The 13,861-nt window shown below is 61.5% G+C and carries 12 protein-coding genes; 7 read left to right on the plus strand and 5 right to left on the minus strand.

Features of this window, described 5'->3' with window-relative positions; all coding sequences use genetic code 11:
- Positions 1 to 67: 67 nt before the first annotated feature.
- The 4 genes from C7K55_RS03630 to C7K55_RS13240 all read left to right on the plus strand — a co-directional run bounded on the left by C7K55_RS03630 (position 68) and on the right by C7K55_RS13240 (position 1,949).
- Positions 68 to 307 (plus strand): hypothetical protein, encoded by a 240-nt coding sequence (locus tag C7K55_RS03630; RefSeq protein ID WP_106502054.1) that lies wholly within the window; start codon positions 68 to 70, stop codon positions 305 to 307.
- 384 nt (positions 308 to 691) lie between these two features.
- The gene (locus tag C7K55_RS13860) at positions 692 to 985 is read left to right on the plus strand and encodes a hypothetical protein (protein ID WP_206603462.1); all 294 of its coding nucleotides are present in this window, start codon (positions 692 to 694) and stop codon (positions 983 to 985) included.
- Positions 986 to 1,100: 115 nt separating this feature from the next.
- The gene (locus C7K55_RS03635; RefSeq protein ID WP_127431968.1) at positions 1,101 to 1,346 is read left to right on the plus strand and encodes a hypothetical protein; all 246 of its coding nucleotides are present in this window, start codon (positions 1,101 to 1,103) and stop codon (positions 1,344 to 1,346) included.
- Between the two features lie 30 nt (positions 1,347 to 1,376).
- A complete protein-coding gene (locus C7K55_RS13240) occupies positions 1,377 to 1,949 on the plus strand; it encodes a hypothetical protein (protein ID WP_127431969.1) in 573 nt (190 codons plus the stop codon).
- Positions 1,950 to 2,814: 865 nt separating this feature from the next.
- On the opposite strand, the gene C7K55_RS03640 is transcribed toward C7K55_RS13240, so the two are convergent.
- Both C7K55_RS03640 and C7K55_RS03645 read right to left on the minus strand, forming a co-directional pair.
- Complete coding sequence (locus C7K55_RS03640) at positions 2,815 to 3,333, minus strand: DUF4236 domain-containing protein (RefSeq protein ID WP_106502056.1); 519 nt, start codon at positions 3,331 to 3,333, stop codon at positions 2,815 to 2,817.
- Between the two features lie 3 nt (positions 3,334 to 3,336).
- Positions 3,337 to 3,663, minus strand: coding sequence for a hypothetical protein (locus C7K55_RS03645; RefSeq protein ID WP_106502057.1), 327 nt, complete (start codon positions 3,661 to 3,663; stop codon positions 3,337 to 3,339).
- 173 nt (positions 3,664 to 3,836) lie between these two features.
- On the opposite strand from C7K55_RS03645, the gene C7K55_RS03650 reads away from it, so the two are divergent.
- Complete coding sequence (locus C7K55_RS03650; protein WP_241518153.1) at positions 3,837 to 4,403, plus strand: thermonuclease family protein; 567 nt, start codon at positions 3,837 to 3,839, stop codon at positions 4,401 to 4,403.
- Between the two features lie 63 nt (positions 4,404 to 4,466).
- On the opposite strand, the gene C7K55_RS03655 is transcribed toward C7K55_RS03650, so the two are convergent.
- From C7K55_RS03655 to C7K55_RS03665, 3 genes are all read right to left on the minus strand, one after another.
- A complete protein-coding gene (locus C7K55_RS03655) occupies positions 4,467 to 4,928 on the minus strand; it encodes a hypothetical protein (protein WP_206603463.1) in 462 nt (153 codons plus the stop codon).
- Between the two features lie 942 nt (positions 4,929 to 5,870).
- Positions 5,871 to 6,770, minus strand: coding sequence for a hypothetical protein (locus tag C7K55_RS03660; RefSeq protein WP_127431970.1), 900 nt, complete (start codon positions 6,768 to 6,770; stop codon positions 5,871 to 5,873).
- Between the two features lie 199 nt (positions 6,771 to 6,969).
- A complete protein-coding gene (locus tag C7K55_RS03665) occupies positions 6,970 to 9,168 on the minus strand; it encodes an AAA family ATPase (protein WP_106502060.1) in 2,199 nt (732 codons plus the stop codon).
- A gap of 127 nt (positions 9,169 to 9,295) precedes the next feature.
- Here C7K55_RS03665 and C7K55_RS03670 point away from each other — a divergent pair, with 127 nt between their 5' ends.
- Positions 9,296 to 10,180, plus strand: coding sequence for a hypothetical protein (locus C7K55_RS03670; protein WP_127431971.1), 885 nt, complete (start codon positions 9,296 to 9,298; stop codon positions 10,178 to 10,180).
- A gap of 162 nt (positions 10,181 to 10,342) precedes the next feature.
- Complete coding sequence (locus C7K55_RS03675; protein WP_106502062.1) at positions 10,343 to 13,858, plus strand: helicase-related protein; 3,516 nt, start codon at positions 10,343 to 10,345, stop codon at positions 13,856 to 13,858.
- Positions 13,859 to 13,861 lie beyond the last annotated feature (3 nt).

Here is a 13,861-nt window from a genome sequence, read left to right on the forward strand (position 1 = left end):
CACCCGAAGAAACCTGGAACTAGGGGTAGGTGTCCGGAGGGAAAACCCTCCACCCATCAACAATCCCATGTTTTTCCAGCAGATCCGCCCAACCCTTGGTGGCGGCTACAACATCATGGACAACCAAGGTCATTACACCCAGGTACAACCCACCCTTGGCGGTGGTTGCAATATCTGGGACAACAAAGGTCATTTCACCCAAGTCAACCGCACCTTGGCTGGGGGCTACAACATCATGGATAACCAAGGACATTTCACCCAGGTTCAACCCACACTTGGCGGTGGGTGGAACATTTTTGGCAATTAGCAAGAACTGAAGCTAACCGCTCAAAACAACCCCCAAAAGAAATGATCCACTTTATCGAAGTCACTGCCCTGCTTCTACCAGTAGCTTTGTTTCCTCCCCAAGTAAAAGCCCAGTACTACAACCCCTACACTCAGTAATAACAGCAGTGGAATCGGGACAATGGTTATGGGTCTTCCAGAAACAATGAGATGAATCCCTACAACCAAATGAGCCGACAGTATCGCCAAGAGACATACGGGAATCAGCGTTATAGCCAACCACGTCAAAACTCCTGGTGTTGAGATGCCGCTCAAGTTGCCTCGCCCATGGGGCAACCGAACTGCCGCCTCCGAATCATTCCAGTAAACAGGTCTAGATCTCTACCAACTAAGCAGAGGCTATTTTATGCAGGAACTCCCGGAGCCCAAACGGTTCACGCTTGAGCTTGATGGCGAGATTCTTCGCGAGATCGACGGCATCAGGAAATCCTGGGGCCTGCGATCCTGTGGAGCCACTATCAGTATCTTGCTTAGAGAACTGCTTTGCCCCCAAGGACGAAGCGTAGAAGCTGTTCCCCCAGAGCAGTTTGATCAGACGCGACTTTGTTTTTTGACTGATAATCCTGTTCCCATGGTGGCATCAGTTGAATGCAAAAAGATCACCAAAATGCCAGGTGGAGTTTTGCTGGTCATTCTGTAGGTGGTTTAGATCGGTGAGATAGGTGCGGGCGCTGGAGGGATTTGGAATCACCCGACTTCCGCCAGAACTAGAGGTAGGTGTCCGGAGGGAAACACCTCACTACTACTTAACCAAAATGCGTACTCGCATCCTTGCTCTGATCGCTGCTACACCTCTTGCTTTGATGGCTGGAAGCAATGTGGCACAAGCCTATCCGCTGTCTTACTACGGCTATGAATCTCCTTCCAGCAGCTATTTGATGGTTGATGGCCCTGGTGGCTACTCCGGCATGGGTTTTGGTGGAAGGAATTGGGGAATGTATTCCGATAACTATGGCAGCACCACCTGCGTGTCTTCTGGCAACGCAGTGATGTGCTTTTAATTAAAATAACACTACCAATTTCTTCTTGTCATGGGCTTCAAAACAAATCTTCTGCTTCAGGCCTTTGCTGGAATTGTCATCGAGGGAGTCGTGGCACCAGCCCTGCAACAGGCCCCAGAGGTCATTGGCCGCTTCCGTTCTAAAAACAAATGGCACATTCATTTTTATTGCCTTAGTGCCTCAAATCCCGCCGATAGCTTTTGTTGCGTCAGTACAAACCCGATAGCAGCAAATCCTCTCCAGCTTCTCGAGGAAGGATCTCTCTCATCATTGCTGCCCCTGTTTCTCGTTCCTGTCCGTTTCTCTAAAGATCATTTGACTGGGCTGACACTCAGGCCTAGTTCCACTTCCATTCCAATCGGCTTGTCTAGTCATTGGATTGGATCTTCTACCAATCTTTCTGGGATGAAGATTGTGAATGATTCAGGTGTCAATCTTCTTTCCTTTCATCGCTCAGTTGATCGAATGGTGTTTGTTGCAGCAGGATCTACATCAGCAGCACAGACGGCCATGGCAGATCTAAGCATGAAAAATCCATTGTGGACTGAACTGAATTCACGTGGTCCAGCAGTTCCTGGGCTGCTTGCTCAGGCATTGGGTTGATCTGCTAGCAATCTCGGAAGCACGATGAGCCGGCCTTAACTAAAAGTAGGCATAGGGGGGGGCAGCCTGGTTTTCCCTTTAATTTTTAATCCCATGTAAGAAATTCGTATTAAGGCAGTCAAGCTTGTTGCTTCGGCCAAGTCCTCTTCACTTGGCATGCCCAAGGCTAGTGTCGGGTTTGACAATGGCTACGCAACAGGGCTGGGAAGGATTGTCAGCCAGCAAATAGCAGAACAAAATCGGAGGCTCTGGTTTTAGTCCCAGATTTGCAAGCAGAACTGGCCGGAATGCTCTTGATCCAGGCACTTCACTTTCTGCGTAGAGCTACTTCAGCCTTTCAGGTCTGGTAGCTCTTTCTTCTATTCAATCACGCCAGCCAAGTTTATGAATTCATCTTTGCAGCCTGTTCAGCCGATCTGCTCTCTTGCCAAACCCCGAGAGGCTCTAGGCCCTGTTGGGATCTGGCTGTGTCCTCTTCTACAAAGTTTTTGTCCTTCTGGCGACCCACAAGCCCTCAGCGTGACTGTGGAAGGGAGGGCTTGAAATGTCATTGGTCTTGACCAATCTGTTGGTAATTTGCTTGATGTTGTTTTTCTGTCTTTAGTTCAGAAAGTCAGATGTATGGCTTTCCTGTTGTCACCAGCCGGATTGCAGCAGGACTCACCCCAATGACTTTGAACCTAAGCATCATGCCTCCATCAGTTTCAGGAAAGACGTCACCGCTCTGAGCAGTACACCTGGGGCTCGAGGAGGGAATCAATCCATTCATGGCCGTGCAGGTGCAGCCAGGCTTGATCCCTGGATCTACAGCTCAGGGCCACTGCAAAGTCCCTCACCAACGGCGGCATGGAACGGGGATCCAGGGTCATCCCAACATCCGCTGACCATCGATCAGCAGTAAGGCTTCCTGTACGGCCGAGATGCAGCGATGGGCGCGGCGCTTGGCATCGTCCTGCCCCTGGGCGCGCTGTAGATAGGCCTCCATCGCCTCTTGTGTTTCGATCAACGCCAGCAGACCGGTCGTTCGCGCCGGGAGGGAGCCATTGGCGAGCAGGCGGCTGACCAGGCCCTGCTCCCACAGCTGCTCCCCTGGGGAACCTGGAGAGAAGAGATCCTGGTGCAGCACCGATAGAAGCGTCTGCTTGAGTGCATCGAGCTGACCGGACCGGAGGCGGCGGCTGTTGGGCAGACCCGATGCAGGCTCCGCACTCCAGCTGAGGCCCGTGCCTGGCAACCCCACGGTGGTTCGGGCTCCACCATTGAGGTTCATCGGGATGTTGAAGGAAGCACCGCGGCCCCCAACGGAGATCGAACTCAGCCCTCCCTTGCTGAAATTGAAGCGCAGTGGACCCAGGCGGGCAGAGCGGCGGAAGCGGAAGCCCATGGTTCAGCGGCTCTTGACGCAGTAATTCCCGGAGCCGTAGTAGCCCAGCGGGCAGGAGTTGCCCGCTTTCTGGATCGCCTCGCGGTTACTTGAAGGGCTACTGACGCAGTAGTTGCCGGAGGAATAAAAACCCAAGGGGCAGCCGCCACTCTTTTCGATCGCTCCCCTGCTGTTGGCACCGCCCGAGGGAACGCAGTAGCTCCCGGAGCTGTAGTAGCCAAGCGGGCAACTGCCAACCTTTGGCAGGGGTTGCACCGGTTGCTGGGCCAGGGCGCTGCCGGCTGCAAGAGCCGAGAGAGCAAAGGCGATTAGCAGGGGATTGCGGCTCATCGCACGCACAAGTAGGGCTCCAGATTGGCGTGAATCACTGCAGCTCACCCAGGCGATGCAGGAACTGCATGGAAACAGTGCCGGTGCAAACTTCGGCGATGGTCAGGTGGGTTCTGCTGGGTGTAGCGCTCTGGGCGTCCACGGTCTGGCCGGCTGAGGTCCATGGCCAGAGCATGAGGGCCACCGTGTTTTCCATCGGCGATGGCGACACGATTCGTGTGCGCCAAGCCGGCCGGACTTTGACCGTGCGGCTGGCCTGCATTGATGCTCCCGAAACAGCTCAGAGCCCCTGGGGTCAGCAGGCCCGGCGTTACCTGCAGCAGCGGCTGCCGATTGGCCGTGAGGTGACCCTTGAGGTCAAGACAACAGACCGCTACGGCCGCACGGTGGCCGAGGTGATCAGTGACATCAACCTCAACCTTGCACTGGTAGAGGACGGTCAGGCCTTTGCCTACCGCCAGTATCTGGGCGGTTGCAACGCCAGGGAGTACCAGGACGCCGAATACCGCGCCGGCCGGCATCGCTTTGGGGTGTGGCAGGTGGAGGGCGGCATCACCCGCCCCTGGGATTTCCGCCGGAGCCCCCGGGGTCGCCACATCAGCGATGGAACCACACCAGGAGGCCGCCGATACCGCTGCAGCGAGATCGGCTCCTACGAGCGTGCCCAGGAGTTGCTGCACCAGGGGCACAGCTATCTCGATGGCAACGGCGATGGCGAGGCCTGCGAAAGCCTGCGCTGATCGCATCGGTGGGGGGCCCCTGATCTGGACTGCTTGATCAGGGGGCGCTATCGGGGATCGCCGCTAGGGGAAGTGAATCCACATGGCCGTCGGGAGCTTGCGATCCCGGGCCAGGTTGGCCACGGTGGTGGCCAGGTCCGTGAGGGCGGAGGCTGCCGAACCTGTGCTCGGAGCCCTGCGGCTCGCTGGCGGATCGTCTGCTGCAAACAGCGGGTCTGGCAGTGCGTCGAATTCCATGGACGGCGACGAACAACAGGTTTCATCGCAGTTGTCGCTTGCCTCGATGGACTGTTCCGCCCAGGGCCTGAGCTTCAATCCGCTGCGGGTTTGCAGCAGGTTGACCTCGCGGCCCTCCAGTTCGCTGAGCTTGTCGAGGTCGCCAAAGAGCTTGCTGCAAGCCAGTGCCGTATGGGTGTTGCCGGCCGGATCGATCATCAGGGTTACGGCGTAGGGAACGCCGTAGGGCGATGTGCGTTGATACAGCACCTGATGCAGGAGGCAACGGGTTGGTAGAGGCTTAGTCATGAAGGTCACCTCCGCTGAGTGCAGTGCCGTGCGGGGCAGCAGCATCAGAAGCGATGCATGCCACGCCAGCACGATGCCGGCTGGGTAGAGATGGATTGACCCGACGTGACAGCCCTGTCAAGGGGCTGGGGTCAATTCCTGAGATGTGTCGCGGACGGTGTAAAAAAGGCGGTTGATGGGTCACCATGAATCTGCTGACAGAAAGCAGCACCCTTGAAGGGGAGGCCTGGGGAGGTGAGATTCCCTGGGCCTTTTCTTTGCGAAAAGCCCGGGACTCCCCGTGTCGCCCGGCCAGGACCGGGAGTGCCGCCCCTTGCCAAGGCGCCCATCAGTTCTATCAGCACCGGTTAGGTCTTGAACCACCCGTTGCCACCATCGGCAGTGTCAATTCCCAACCAGACCCTGAAGCAAAGCTTAAATGTTTGGTGGGTGGGCCTAGAATCGCGCGCTGGTGATTATTTGGCGCGAGTGTTTGCAGGCTGCGCACCACGGGCCCGTATAACAAAAAATTATTGGTGCCTTTGAGATCAACTGCACCGCATTGGGTCTTGCTTTCTCCTCAGCCGTCTTAGTCTGAGTTGGTGTGACGATTGCGAATCTGGCGTGTCGCGTCGGTCTGGCAACGGTGTAAGCCCTTGCGGCTGATCAATCGCATGATTTCGATGCAGTTCCTACATTGTTATCTGCGGCTGCTCACGGATATCCGCGCTCCAGCTCGATCGGCAAGGTTCGGGATTCACGCCATCTCGCAAGTGCTGACCCTCGATCTAGCGCCAACACCTGTGGCCTTCCGGCTTCAATGAGTCGTTGCGCCTCGCGTCAACCGTGGGCTGCATTCAAAATGATGCAGCTTCTGCATCATTGCCGTAGCCAGTTCCTCCGTCTCTGTTATTCAGGGATGGTCTTCGGGCAAGAGGCGCTGCCTATGCCCGCGTCGATCCGTTAGCACTGTCTCAGCGTTTCTGCTTGTTGCTTGTAGGACGCTGCCCATTGCCTGAGGCCCGGCTTGGAATCGAGATAGGCCTCCCACTGCTGGTCGGTCGACGTGGATGCCATGTCTTGCACGGGCGGCAACCCCAGCTTTCTGCGCAAAGCATTGATGTGCTCAACCATGTCTTTGTAGGCGGCACTGTTTAAATTGTCGCTGAGCTTGATGGTTGTGCACCACGGCTTTTTGTTGTTCACAACCAGAAGAGGTTTCTTTAATGCCTCCAGCTCAAGTATCGATTGCTTGAGCCCTGCTTCGTAAAGGGGTTTGGTGGTTTCAGGTCCTCGCCTCGTGCCTGGGGCTAAACCCGTGGAAAACCGCAGGAGCTCCATCGCTGGCCTGGGGCTTTCGATGGTGGCGAAATCAAGGCTGACATCTTTGCCGAGCCGATCAATGGTCTCAACCTGAAAGCCGGTGATGGTGTAGTTCTTCACCATGAACGGGGCCGCCAGCATCATCGGCCAGAAGAACAAGGCGCCAGCAACGGCAACGCTCACGGCGCTGCTGGCGTCGGTTCCTGAGCCTGCGTTTGCCGATTTCCAGCTGATGATCTCGGCCGGCTTCAGCACCAGGCTCTCTTTGTTCTTGCCGTAGTCGAAGGTGATCTCGCGGCCATCTTTGGAGAGCAGGGTCAAGCCAATCTGTTTCCCGCTGGTCGGCTCAACCGTCAGAAAGCCGGGACGAGAGAAGGGATAGGTAGGGGGCTGCAATTCTTCCGCCTTTTTCTTGGCCTCTTGTGCCTTGGCCGGATCTTCGGCGCAGCGAGTCTCCTGGTCCGGGGTGAGTCCGCGACCCGGCGGATATTTGCAATACAGCGGCAGCTCGTTCGCTAGTAGCGGAAGCTGGCTGCTCAACAGCGCTGCCGCGGCTAACAGGCTAAGCGGACCATGGTTTGACTTCACGACGCAATTGCTCCTGTTGGCCACGGCTGGGCTCGGGCCTTTATGTAGACCCTGGAGTGCGTCATTCAGGGGGGTGGTGATGAATGGTTGTACCCATGCGAAATCCGCATCAAAACAAGATCTCTCAGGATCTTGTTTCGTTCAGGTTTGATTACAACAATCGCCTATCTAGATGCAGGCGGTTGGCAAAGTCAGTCCGCTGGGAAGGCTGTTCTGCGGTAGCGCTTGGGCTTGGCTGCCCACCATTGGCCGCCATCGCCTCCTGACAGCGCTGCAGTAGCTCCTGCCTGAGGACATCGGGTTGTTCGATGCGAATGCCGCCGCCAAAGGCAAATAACCAGCTGCGCAGGTCGATGTCGGCGGCCACGGTCCAGGGGGGCAGGTCCAGCTCCACCGGGTACGGGTGGCTGGCGTCGGCTGGGCCTGGCTCGAGCACGTGCGGCGCCTTGGGGTGATGCCACCAGCTGTCGCCGGGCAGTGGTCTGGAAAAGCGAGTGTGCTCGATCGGATAGCGCTGCAGGCCCTCACGGATGAAGGCAAAGGCCCAGGGGCTGCAGCAGAAGCGCAGGGTCACCAGGGCCTGGGTGCGGCGCTGGACTGAGCTGCTGGCCACCGCCAGCTGTTGCTCCAGATCACTGCCGAAGAAGATGCCGCCGCTGTGGTGCAGCAAGCGCTCCAGCCGGTTGATGGCGGCGGCGTGCTGCTCGTGGTTGCGGCGCAGGTCGCCATCGCCGCGGGCCATGGCGAGGCGATCGAGCCGTTCGCTGCGGATCAACCCCTGCTCGCGCCCCACCTGGTCCTCTTCAAAGAGGAGATACCAGCCCACGTTGTGGAAGATCAACTGCAGCGGCCACACGCGCAGCTCACCAGCGGGGCTGCCTGCGAAGCTGCCCACGCCGGGGTAGCGCTGCAGCAGCACGCGGCGGTGTTCCACGATTGCCGCTTCGATCGCCTCGGCGCGGCGGGGTGCGGCCAGCGAGTCGCGGCGCACCAGCTGGGTGTCGACCACCGCATGGCGGGCATAGCTGCGCACCGGCGGTAGGCCATCGGCGGCGATGCCGGCCCAGCCCAGCCGTTCATCCAGCTCGGCCAACAGGTCCTGCGCCGATGGATCAGCCAGCCGGCCGGCCGCCTGCTGCACCACGTTGTGCACCTCCCGCAGCCGGGCCGGTGAGAGCACGGCGGTGCCCAGGCAGTAGCCGTGGCGCACGTTGTCGTTGCGGTTGCGGAAGCCGTAGGGGGTGAGGAGCTTCTCGAGGTCCTTGCGCAGGGTGGCCGTTTCGCCCGGCAGGTAGGCGCCGGGGATCGTTTCTGTGGCGGTGATCAGGTGCTGATGGAGGTTGCTGCCGCGCTCGGCTGGCCGGTCAAAGGGCACCTGCAGCAGGTGGCGCAGCAGCGTCATCACCCGCACAAACACCGGCCCATCGCCCATCGGCGGCAGCCCGCCATGGATGGGTGCGGCGGCACGCGGCGCTGGGGCCAGCTGAACCGGTGAGGTACTTGGGATCGCGCTGCAGAAGCCGTTGGCTTCCAACCAGGCCAAGTCGTTGCGGATGGCGCTGGCATCGGCAAAACAGGCTCCGTGCAGCTTCCCCAGAAAGGCCGCTGCCCGATCGGCCAGATCGCCCTGGGGCAGAGGCGAGAGGATCGCCTCCAGCTCTTCTGCGCTGGCGGGGTCGGTGGCGGCCAAATCGGGCCAGGTGCTCAGCAGCCGGATCAGATGGAGCAGCCGCTCCAGATCCAGCAGGCGCGAATAGCCATGGCGCTGCAGCTTGCGCTCGCGGTTGGTGGCCGAGCGAATGCGCTGATCGAGCCCGGCCAGTTCGGCCTGCAACACCGCCGCCAGATCGTTGTGGTGGGTGGGCACCACGGCACAGATGGCCGCAAAACCCTCCGCCCGTGATGGCCCGAAGTGCGGATCGGCCAGGGCGGCGGCCATCTCCTGGATCACCGGCACCGGCACGGCCCGCTCGCGCCGGCTGTTCCACTCCAACGAGGTAGGCAGATCGGTGTAGAGCCACCAGCCGATCCACTCCACCGGTGCCGGCAGCGGCAGCGCCTGGGTGATCTCCAGCCGCCAGGCCCGGCGGGCATGGGTGGCATCCACGATCACTGGAATGCCAGCGGCCACACACTCCTGGATGCGTTGGTGCAGCCGCTGCTGGATGTCCACCCACGGGCCTTGCACGGCCGCATCGCCAAACACCTCGGCGCGGATGGCATCGGTGGAGAGCACCTGCGCCGGCGGTTCACCAGGGGCGCTGAGCAGGGGCGCCAGGGCCTTGGACAGGGTGGTCTTGCCGCTGGCGGGCTGGCCGATCAGCAGGTGGCAGCGCAGCGCAGGCGTCATCGGCAACGGCAACTCCCACCCCAAAACAGAAGCCGCATCCTCACCCGGCGGCTTCTCTTTCGCACGAAAAACAGCGCGGATTGGTCCTGCGGCGCTGACGCTGCAACCAGCAACGTTCAAGCCAGCCGTGGCCAGCTCCAGCAGTCCTCCAGTCAGCAGTTACGCGCCACCCGCGGCGCTGGCAGACCTGCACATCCTCGACTTTCTCGAGCTGGCCGGCTCCCAGGCCAAGGCCGGCGCTGCCCTGGCCATGCACCAGAGCACGGTGTGCCGCAGCCTGCAGTTGATGCAGCTGCAGTTCCGGCTGGTGCCGCGCCAGGGCTCCTCGGTGTGCCGCCACGGGCACAACACCTGCCTGCAGCACCTGCGGCTGGCCTACCGCGAGCACCGTTTGATGGAGGGGCTGCTGCGTATCGGCACCGATGTGCTGCACCAACGCCTGCTGCACGGCCTGGCCGGGATTCAGCAGGTGCCAGCGCGCTGCCGCCAGGCGGAGCACTGGGCGGAGCTGGTGCGTCATGGCCTGCTGGATGGAGCGCTGCTCAGTTCCTTCTGCCTGGAACGCAGGCTGCTCTCGGGTCAGCTGCCGCATTGGGAGGGTCTGTCGGTGATGCCGCTGGGCCAGCTGCGCCTGCAGTTGGTGGCCACGGCAGCCACCAGCCGCCGGGTGCTGCTGCCCCGCAGAGCTGTTGCTCCCCTGCTGCATCAGGCCGTTGCGGACCAGGGCTATGGGGTGGAGCAGCAGCCAGCGGCCTGCCAGGAGGCCGAGGCCTGGATCAAGCGCGCCCGCGACCGGCAGCTGGCCCTACCGATCAGCCCGGAGCTGCTTGGGCCGCGCTGGTTGGAGCGGTATGGCTTGCAGCCCCTGGCTGATCAACCGGTGCTGGTGGAGCAGCTCTGGCTGCTGCTGCCCCAGGGAGCGGCCAACGGCTCCGCTGCCCGTGAAGCCTTGCGGGTACTACGCCAGCAGCTGCGTTTAGCCGAAACAATGCAAGATCCGCATGAAAACTAGTTCTGATCAGCGTTTCATTGGCTGCGGAGTGGCTGTCTTTTGCCCCGGCCTAGCGCAGACTGAAGCGAATGCGTTTGCCGTGATGGGCGGCTCTTCACTGGTGGCTCCGGTCGGGGGCGTGGCTGGGGTGCCTGGGCGGCAGCCACGGCAGGAGGTGCAGCGATGACCACCCGCCTGGAAGACCTCAAGCCCGACGCCCTTGTGAAGGGCCTAGTGGGCCGCGAAGCCGTGCGGATCGTCACGGCCCAGATGATGGGTGAGGCCGCCCAGGTGGTGTACCGGGATGGGCAGGGCACGATCGATACCCAGATCCTGTTCCGCGAAAGGGAGTCCGAGCTGGAGATCGTCTCCGGCGGCCGCAAGTGGAGCTTTGAGGGCGACGGCGACCAGTTCCGGCTGGTGAGCGAGGCGGAGCGCATCCGGCTGGCCTACCTCTTCGACCCCTATGTGGCGGTGAGCGGCAGTGCGATCGACCCGCTGCCCCACCAGATCAGTGCGGTCTACGAGCACATGCTGCCCAGGCAGCCGATGCGCTTCCTGCTAGCCGACGACCCCGGCGCCGGCAAGACGATCATGGCCGGCCTACTGATCAAGGAGCTGCTGATCCGGGGCGAGCTTGAGCGCTGCCTGATCGTGGCGCCGGGGTCGTTGAGTGAGCAGTGGCAGGACGAGCTCAAGGAGAAGTTCGAGCTGCAGTTCGAGCTGCTCACCCGCGACCTGATCAACGCCACGGGGCTGGGCAACCCGTTCGAGCAGCGGCCCTTGCTGATCGCCCGGATGGACATGCTCTCCCGGGATGAGGAGCTGCAGACCCGGCTGGAGCAGGCCCCGGAGTGGGACCTGGTGGTGTGCGATGAGTCGCACCGGATGAGTGCCCACACCTTTGGTGGGGAGATCAAACGCACCAAGCGCTACGAGATGGGCCGGCGGGTGGGGAACCATGCCCGCAACCTGCTGTTGATGACGGCCACGCCGCACAACGGCAAGGAGGAGGACTTCCAGCTCTACATGGCCCTGCTGGATGAAGACCGCTTTGAGGGCCAGGAGAGGGATGCGGTGCACCGCAGCGATCCCACCGACCTGATGCGGCGGCTGGTGAAGGAAGACCTCTACACCTTTGAAGGCAAGAAGCTCTTCCCGGAGCGCAGGAGCTACACCGCCCAGTACGAGCTGAGCCCCAGCGAGAAGGTGCTCTACGAGCGCGTCACCGAGTACGTGCGTGATGAGATGAACCGCGCTGATCGCAATGCCGACAAAGAAGGTGGTGGCAAGCGGCGGGTGAATGTGGGCTTCGCCTTGATGACCCTGCAGCGCCGCCTGGCGAGCTCACCGTTTGCGATTCACCGCTCAATCGAGCGCAGACGGGAGCGACTGGAAGCTCGGCTCAAGGAGGAACGGCTGCTACTGGAGGGACGGCAAGTGGGAGACCGGTTGCAGCTGGAGCGCAAGCTCGCGGCCCTGGAGGCCGATGACCTCGACGAGCTCTACGAGGAGGACACCGCCGCTGAGATCGAGGAGGTGGAGAACGCCTTCACCGACAACGCCACCTCAGCCCAGACCCTGGCGGAGCTGGAGCACGAGATCCAGGTCCTCAAGGAGCTGGAGGTGCTCAGCAAGCGGGTGGTGAATTCCGGTACCGATGCCAAGTGGATGGAGCTGGACCGGATCCTCGATGCCCCGCAAATGGTGGATGAGAACGGCGGCCGGCGAAAGCTGGTGCTGTTCACCGAGTTCAAGGACACGCTCACCGACCTGGCCCGCAAGATCCGCAACCGCCTCGGCCGGGAAGAAGCGGTGGTGGAGATCCATGGCGGTGTGCCAAGAGACCGGCGGCGGCAGGTGGTGCACGCCTTCATGAACGATCCACAGGTGGTGGTGCTGCTGGCCAACGACGCCGCGGGGGAAGGCGTGAACCTTCAGCGGGCGCACCTGATGGTGAACTACGACCTGCCCTGGAACCCCAATCGGCTGGAGCAGCGCTTCGGGCGCATCCACCGGATTGGTCAGCAGGAGGTCTGCCACTTGTGGAATCTGCTGGCGCAGGACACCCGCGAGGGCGAGGTCTACATCCAGCTACTCGAGAAGCTCGACAACGCCCGCAAGGCCCTCGGCGACAAGGTGTTCGACGTGCTCGGCCAGCTGTTCACCGGTCGCTCGCTGCGGGAGCTGCTGATGGATGCGGTGCTCTACAACGCCGATCCGGCGGTGAAGGCCCGCATGCAGGAGATCGATGAGGCGGTGAAGTCCGATCACCTGCTGGAGCTTCTGGAGCGCCGTGCCCTCGTGAAGCAGGGGATGGACACCAGCAAGGTGCGCGATCTGCGCCAGCAGATGGAGCGGGCGATGGCGCGCCGCGTCCATCCCCACTACGTGCACGACTTCTTCCTGGAGGCATTCCGGCGGCTGGGCGGCAAAGCCTTCCCCAGGGAGGAGGGCCGCTACGAGATCACCCACGTGTCACCGCAGCTGCTCGATCGCGACCAGCAGATCGGCGTGGGGGTGCCGGTGCAGCCTCGCTACGAGCGGATCTGCTTTGAGAAGGAGCATGTAGGGCAGAGCCCCAGGGCCGAGCTGGTGAGCCCGGGCCATCCCCTGCTGGAGGCGTGCATCTCCCTGATCTGGGAACGCCACGGCCAGGTGCTCAGCCAGGGGGCGGTTCTGATCGACGACGACGATCTGGGGGCCGAGCCGCGGCTGATGTTCTGTCTGGAGCATGGCCTGCAGGATGGACGCCGTAACCGTCAGGGGCAGCAGCAGCTGATCTCCAACAGGCTGGTGTTCCTTGAGATCGCCCGCTCCGGCGCGGTGAAGAGCGCCGGCTCCGCCCCCTATCTCGACTACCGCCCGCTGCGCACGGGTGAGCTGGAGTTGATCCAGCCGCTGCTGGGGGATGGCTGGCTGAACCAGGACTGGGACCAGCTGGTGCTGGCCCACGCCATGCAGAGCCTGGTGCCTCAGCACCTGGAGGAGATCAAGCGGGAACGGCTGGAGCGGATTGAGAAAGCGCGCCAGGAGATCCAGGCCCGCATGCAGCGGCAGATCAACCATTGGTCGCGCCAGTACGAGGAGCTCAAACACAAGGACACCGCTGGCAAGCGAACCCGCCTGCCGGCCCATGTGGCCAAGGAGCGAGCCGAGCTGCTGGTGAGCCGGCTGGGCAAACGCATGGCCGCACTCGAGGCCGAGGCTCAGATCAGTGCCCGGCTTCCCCTGATCAAGGGAGGGGCGCTGATCGTTCCCGGGGGCCTTTTGCGTCAACTGCGCGGCGAAACGCCCGATGCAAGCGTGGATGCCGAAGCCCGCAGGCGGGTGGAGCTGCTGGCGATGGAGGCGGTATTCGCAGCCGAGCGCGCCCTGGGCCGCATCCCGGTGGACAAGAGCGCCGAGCGGGGCAAGGGGTACGACATCGAATCGGCTGGTCCTGATGGCTCGCTGGTCTTCATTGAGGTGAAGGGCCGAGTGGAGGGAGCCGACTCATTGACCCTCACCTACAACGAGCTGAAGTGCGGCAACAACCAACCCGAGAAGTTCCGGCTGGCGATCAGCACGGTGAGTGGCGATCGGGCCTCGCCGCCGCGGTATGTCAGTGGGATCGACTGGGGCCGCCCTGGCTTTGGCTCCACCGGTTCCAACTTTTCCCTTTCAGACCTGCTCTCCGTTGCGGAGGACCCGCACTAACCT

This window comes from Cyanobium usitatum str. Tous (assembly GCF_003011885.1).
Taxonomy (GTDB): Bacteria; Cyanobacteriota; Cyanobacteriia; order PCC-6307; family Cyanobiaceae; genus Cyanobium_A; species Cyanobium_A usitatum.

Coding starts and splice junctions, on each gene's coding strand:
- C7K55_RS03645 (WP_106502057.1), bottom strand. CDS start 3,663: ATGAGCCGCAATCCCCTGCTAATCGCCTTTGCTCTCTCGGCTCTTGCA.
- C7K55_RS03675 (WP_106502062.1), top strand. CDS start 10,343: ATGACCACCCGCCTGGAAGACCTCAAGCCCGACGCCCTTGTGAAGGGC.
- C7K55_RS13860 (WP_206603462.1), top strand. CDS start 692: ATGCAGGAACTCCCGGAGCCCAAACGGTTCACGCTTGAGCTTGATGGC.
- C7K55_RS03640 (WP_106502056.1), bottom strand. CDS start 3,333: ATGGGCTTCCGCTTCCGCCGCTCTGCCCGCCTGGGTCCACTGCGCTTC.
- C7K55_RS03630 (WP_106502054.1), top strand. CDS start 68: ATGTTTTTCCAGCAGATCCGCCCAACCCTTGGTGGCGGCTACAACATC.
- C7K55_RS03665 (WP_106502060.1), bottom strand. CDS start 9,168: ATGACGCCTGCGCTGCGCTGCCACCTGCTGATCGGCCAGCCCGCCAGC.
- C7K55_RS03650 (WP_241518153.1), top strand. CDS start 3,837: ATGAGGGCCACCGTGTTTTCCATCGGCGATGGCGACACGATTCGTGTG.
- C7K55_RS03655 (WP_206603463.1), bottom strand. CDS start 4,928: ATGACTAAGCCTCTACCAACCCGTTGCCTCCTGCATCAGGTGCTGTAT.
- C7K55_RS13240 (WP_127431969.1), top strand. CDS start 1,377: ATGGGCTTCAAAACAAATCTTCTGCTTCAGGCCTTTGCTGGAATTGTC.
- C7K55_RS03635 (WP_127431968.1), top strand. CDS start 1,101: ATGCGTACTCGCATCCTTGCTCTGATCGCTGCTACACCTCTTGCTTTG.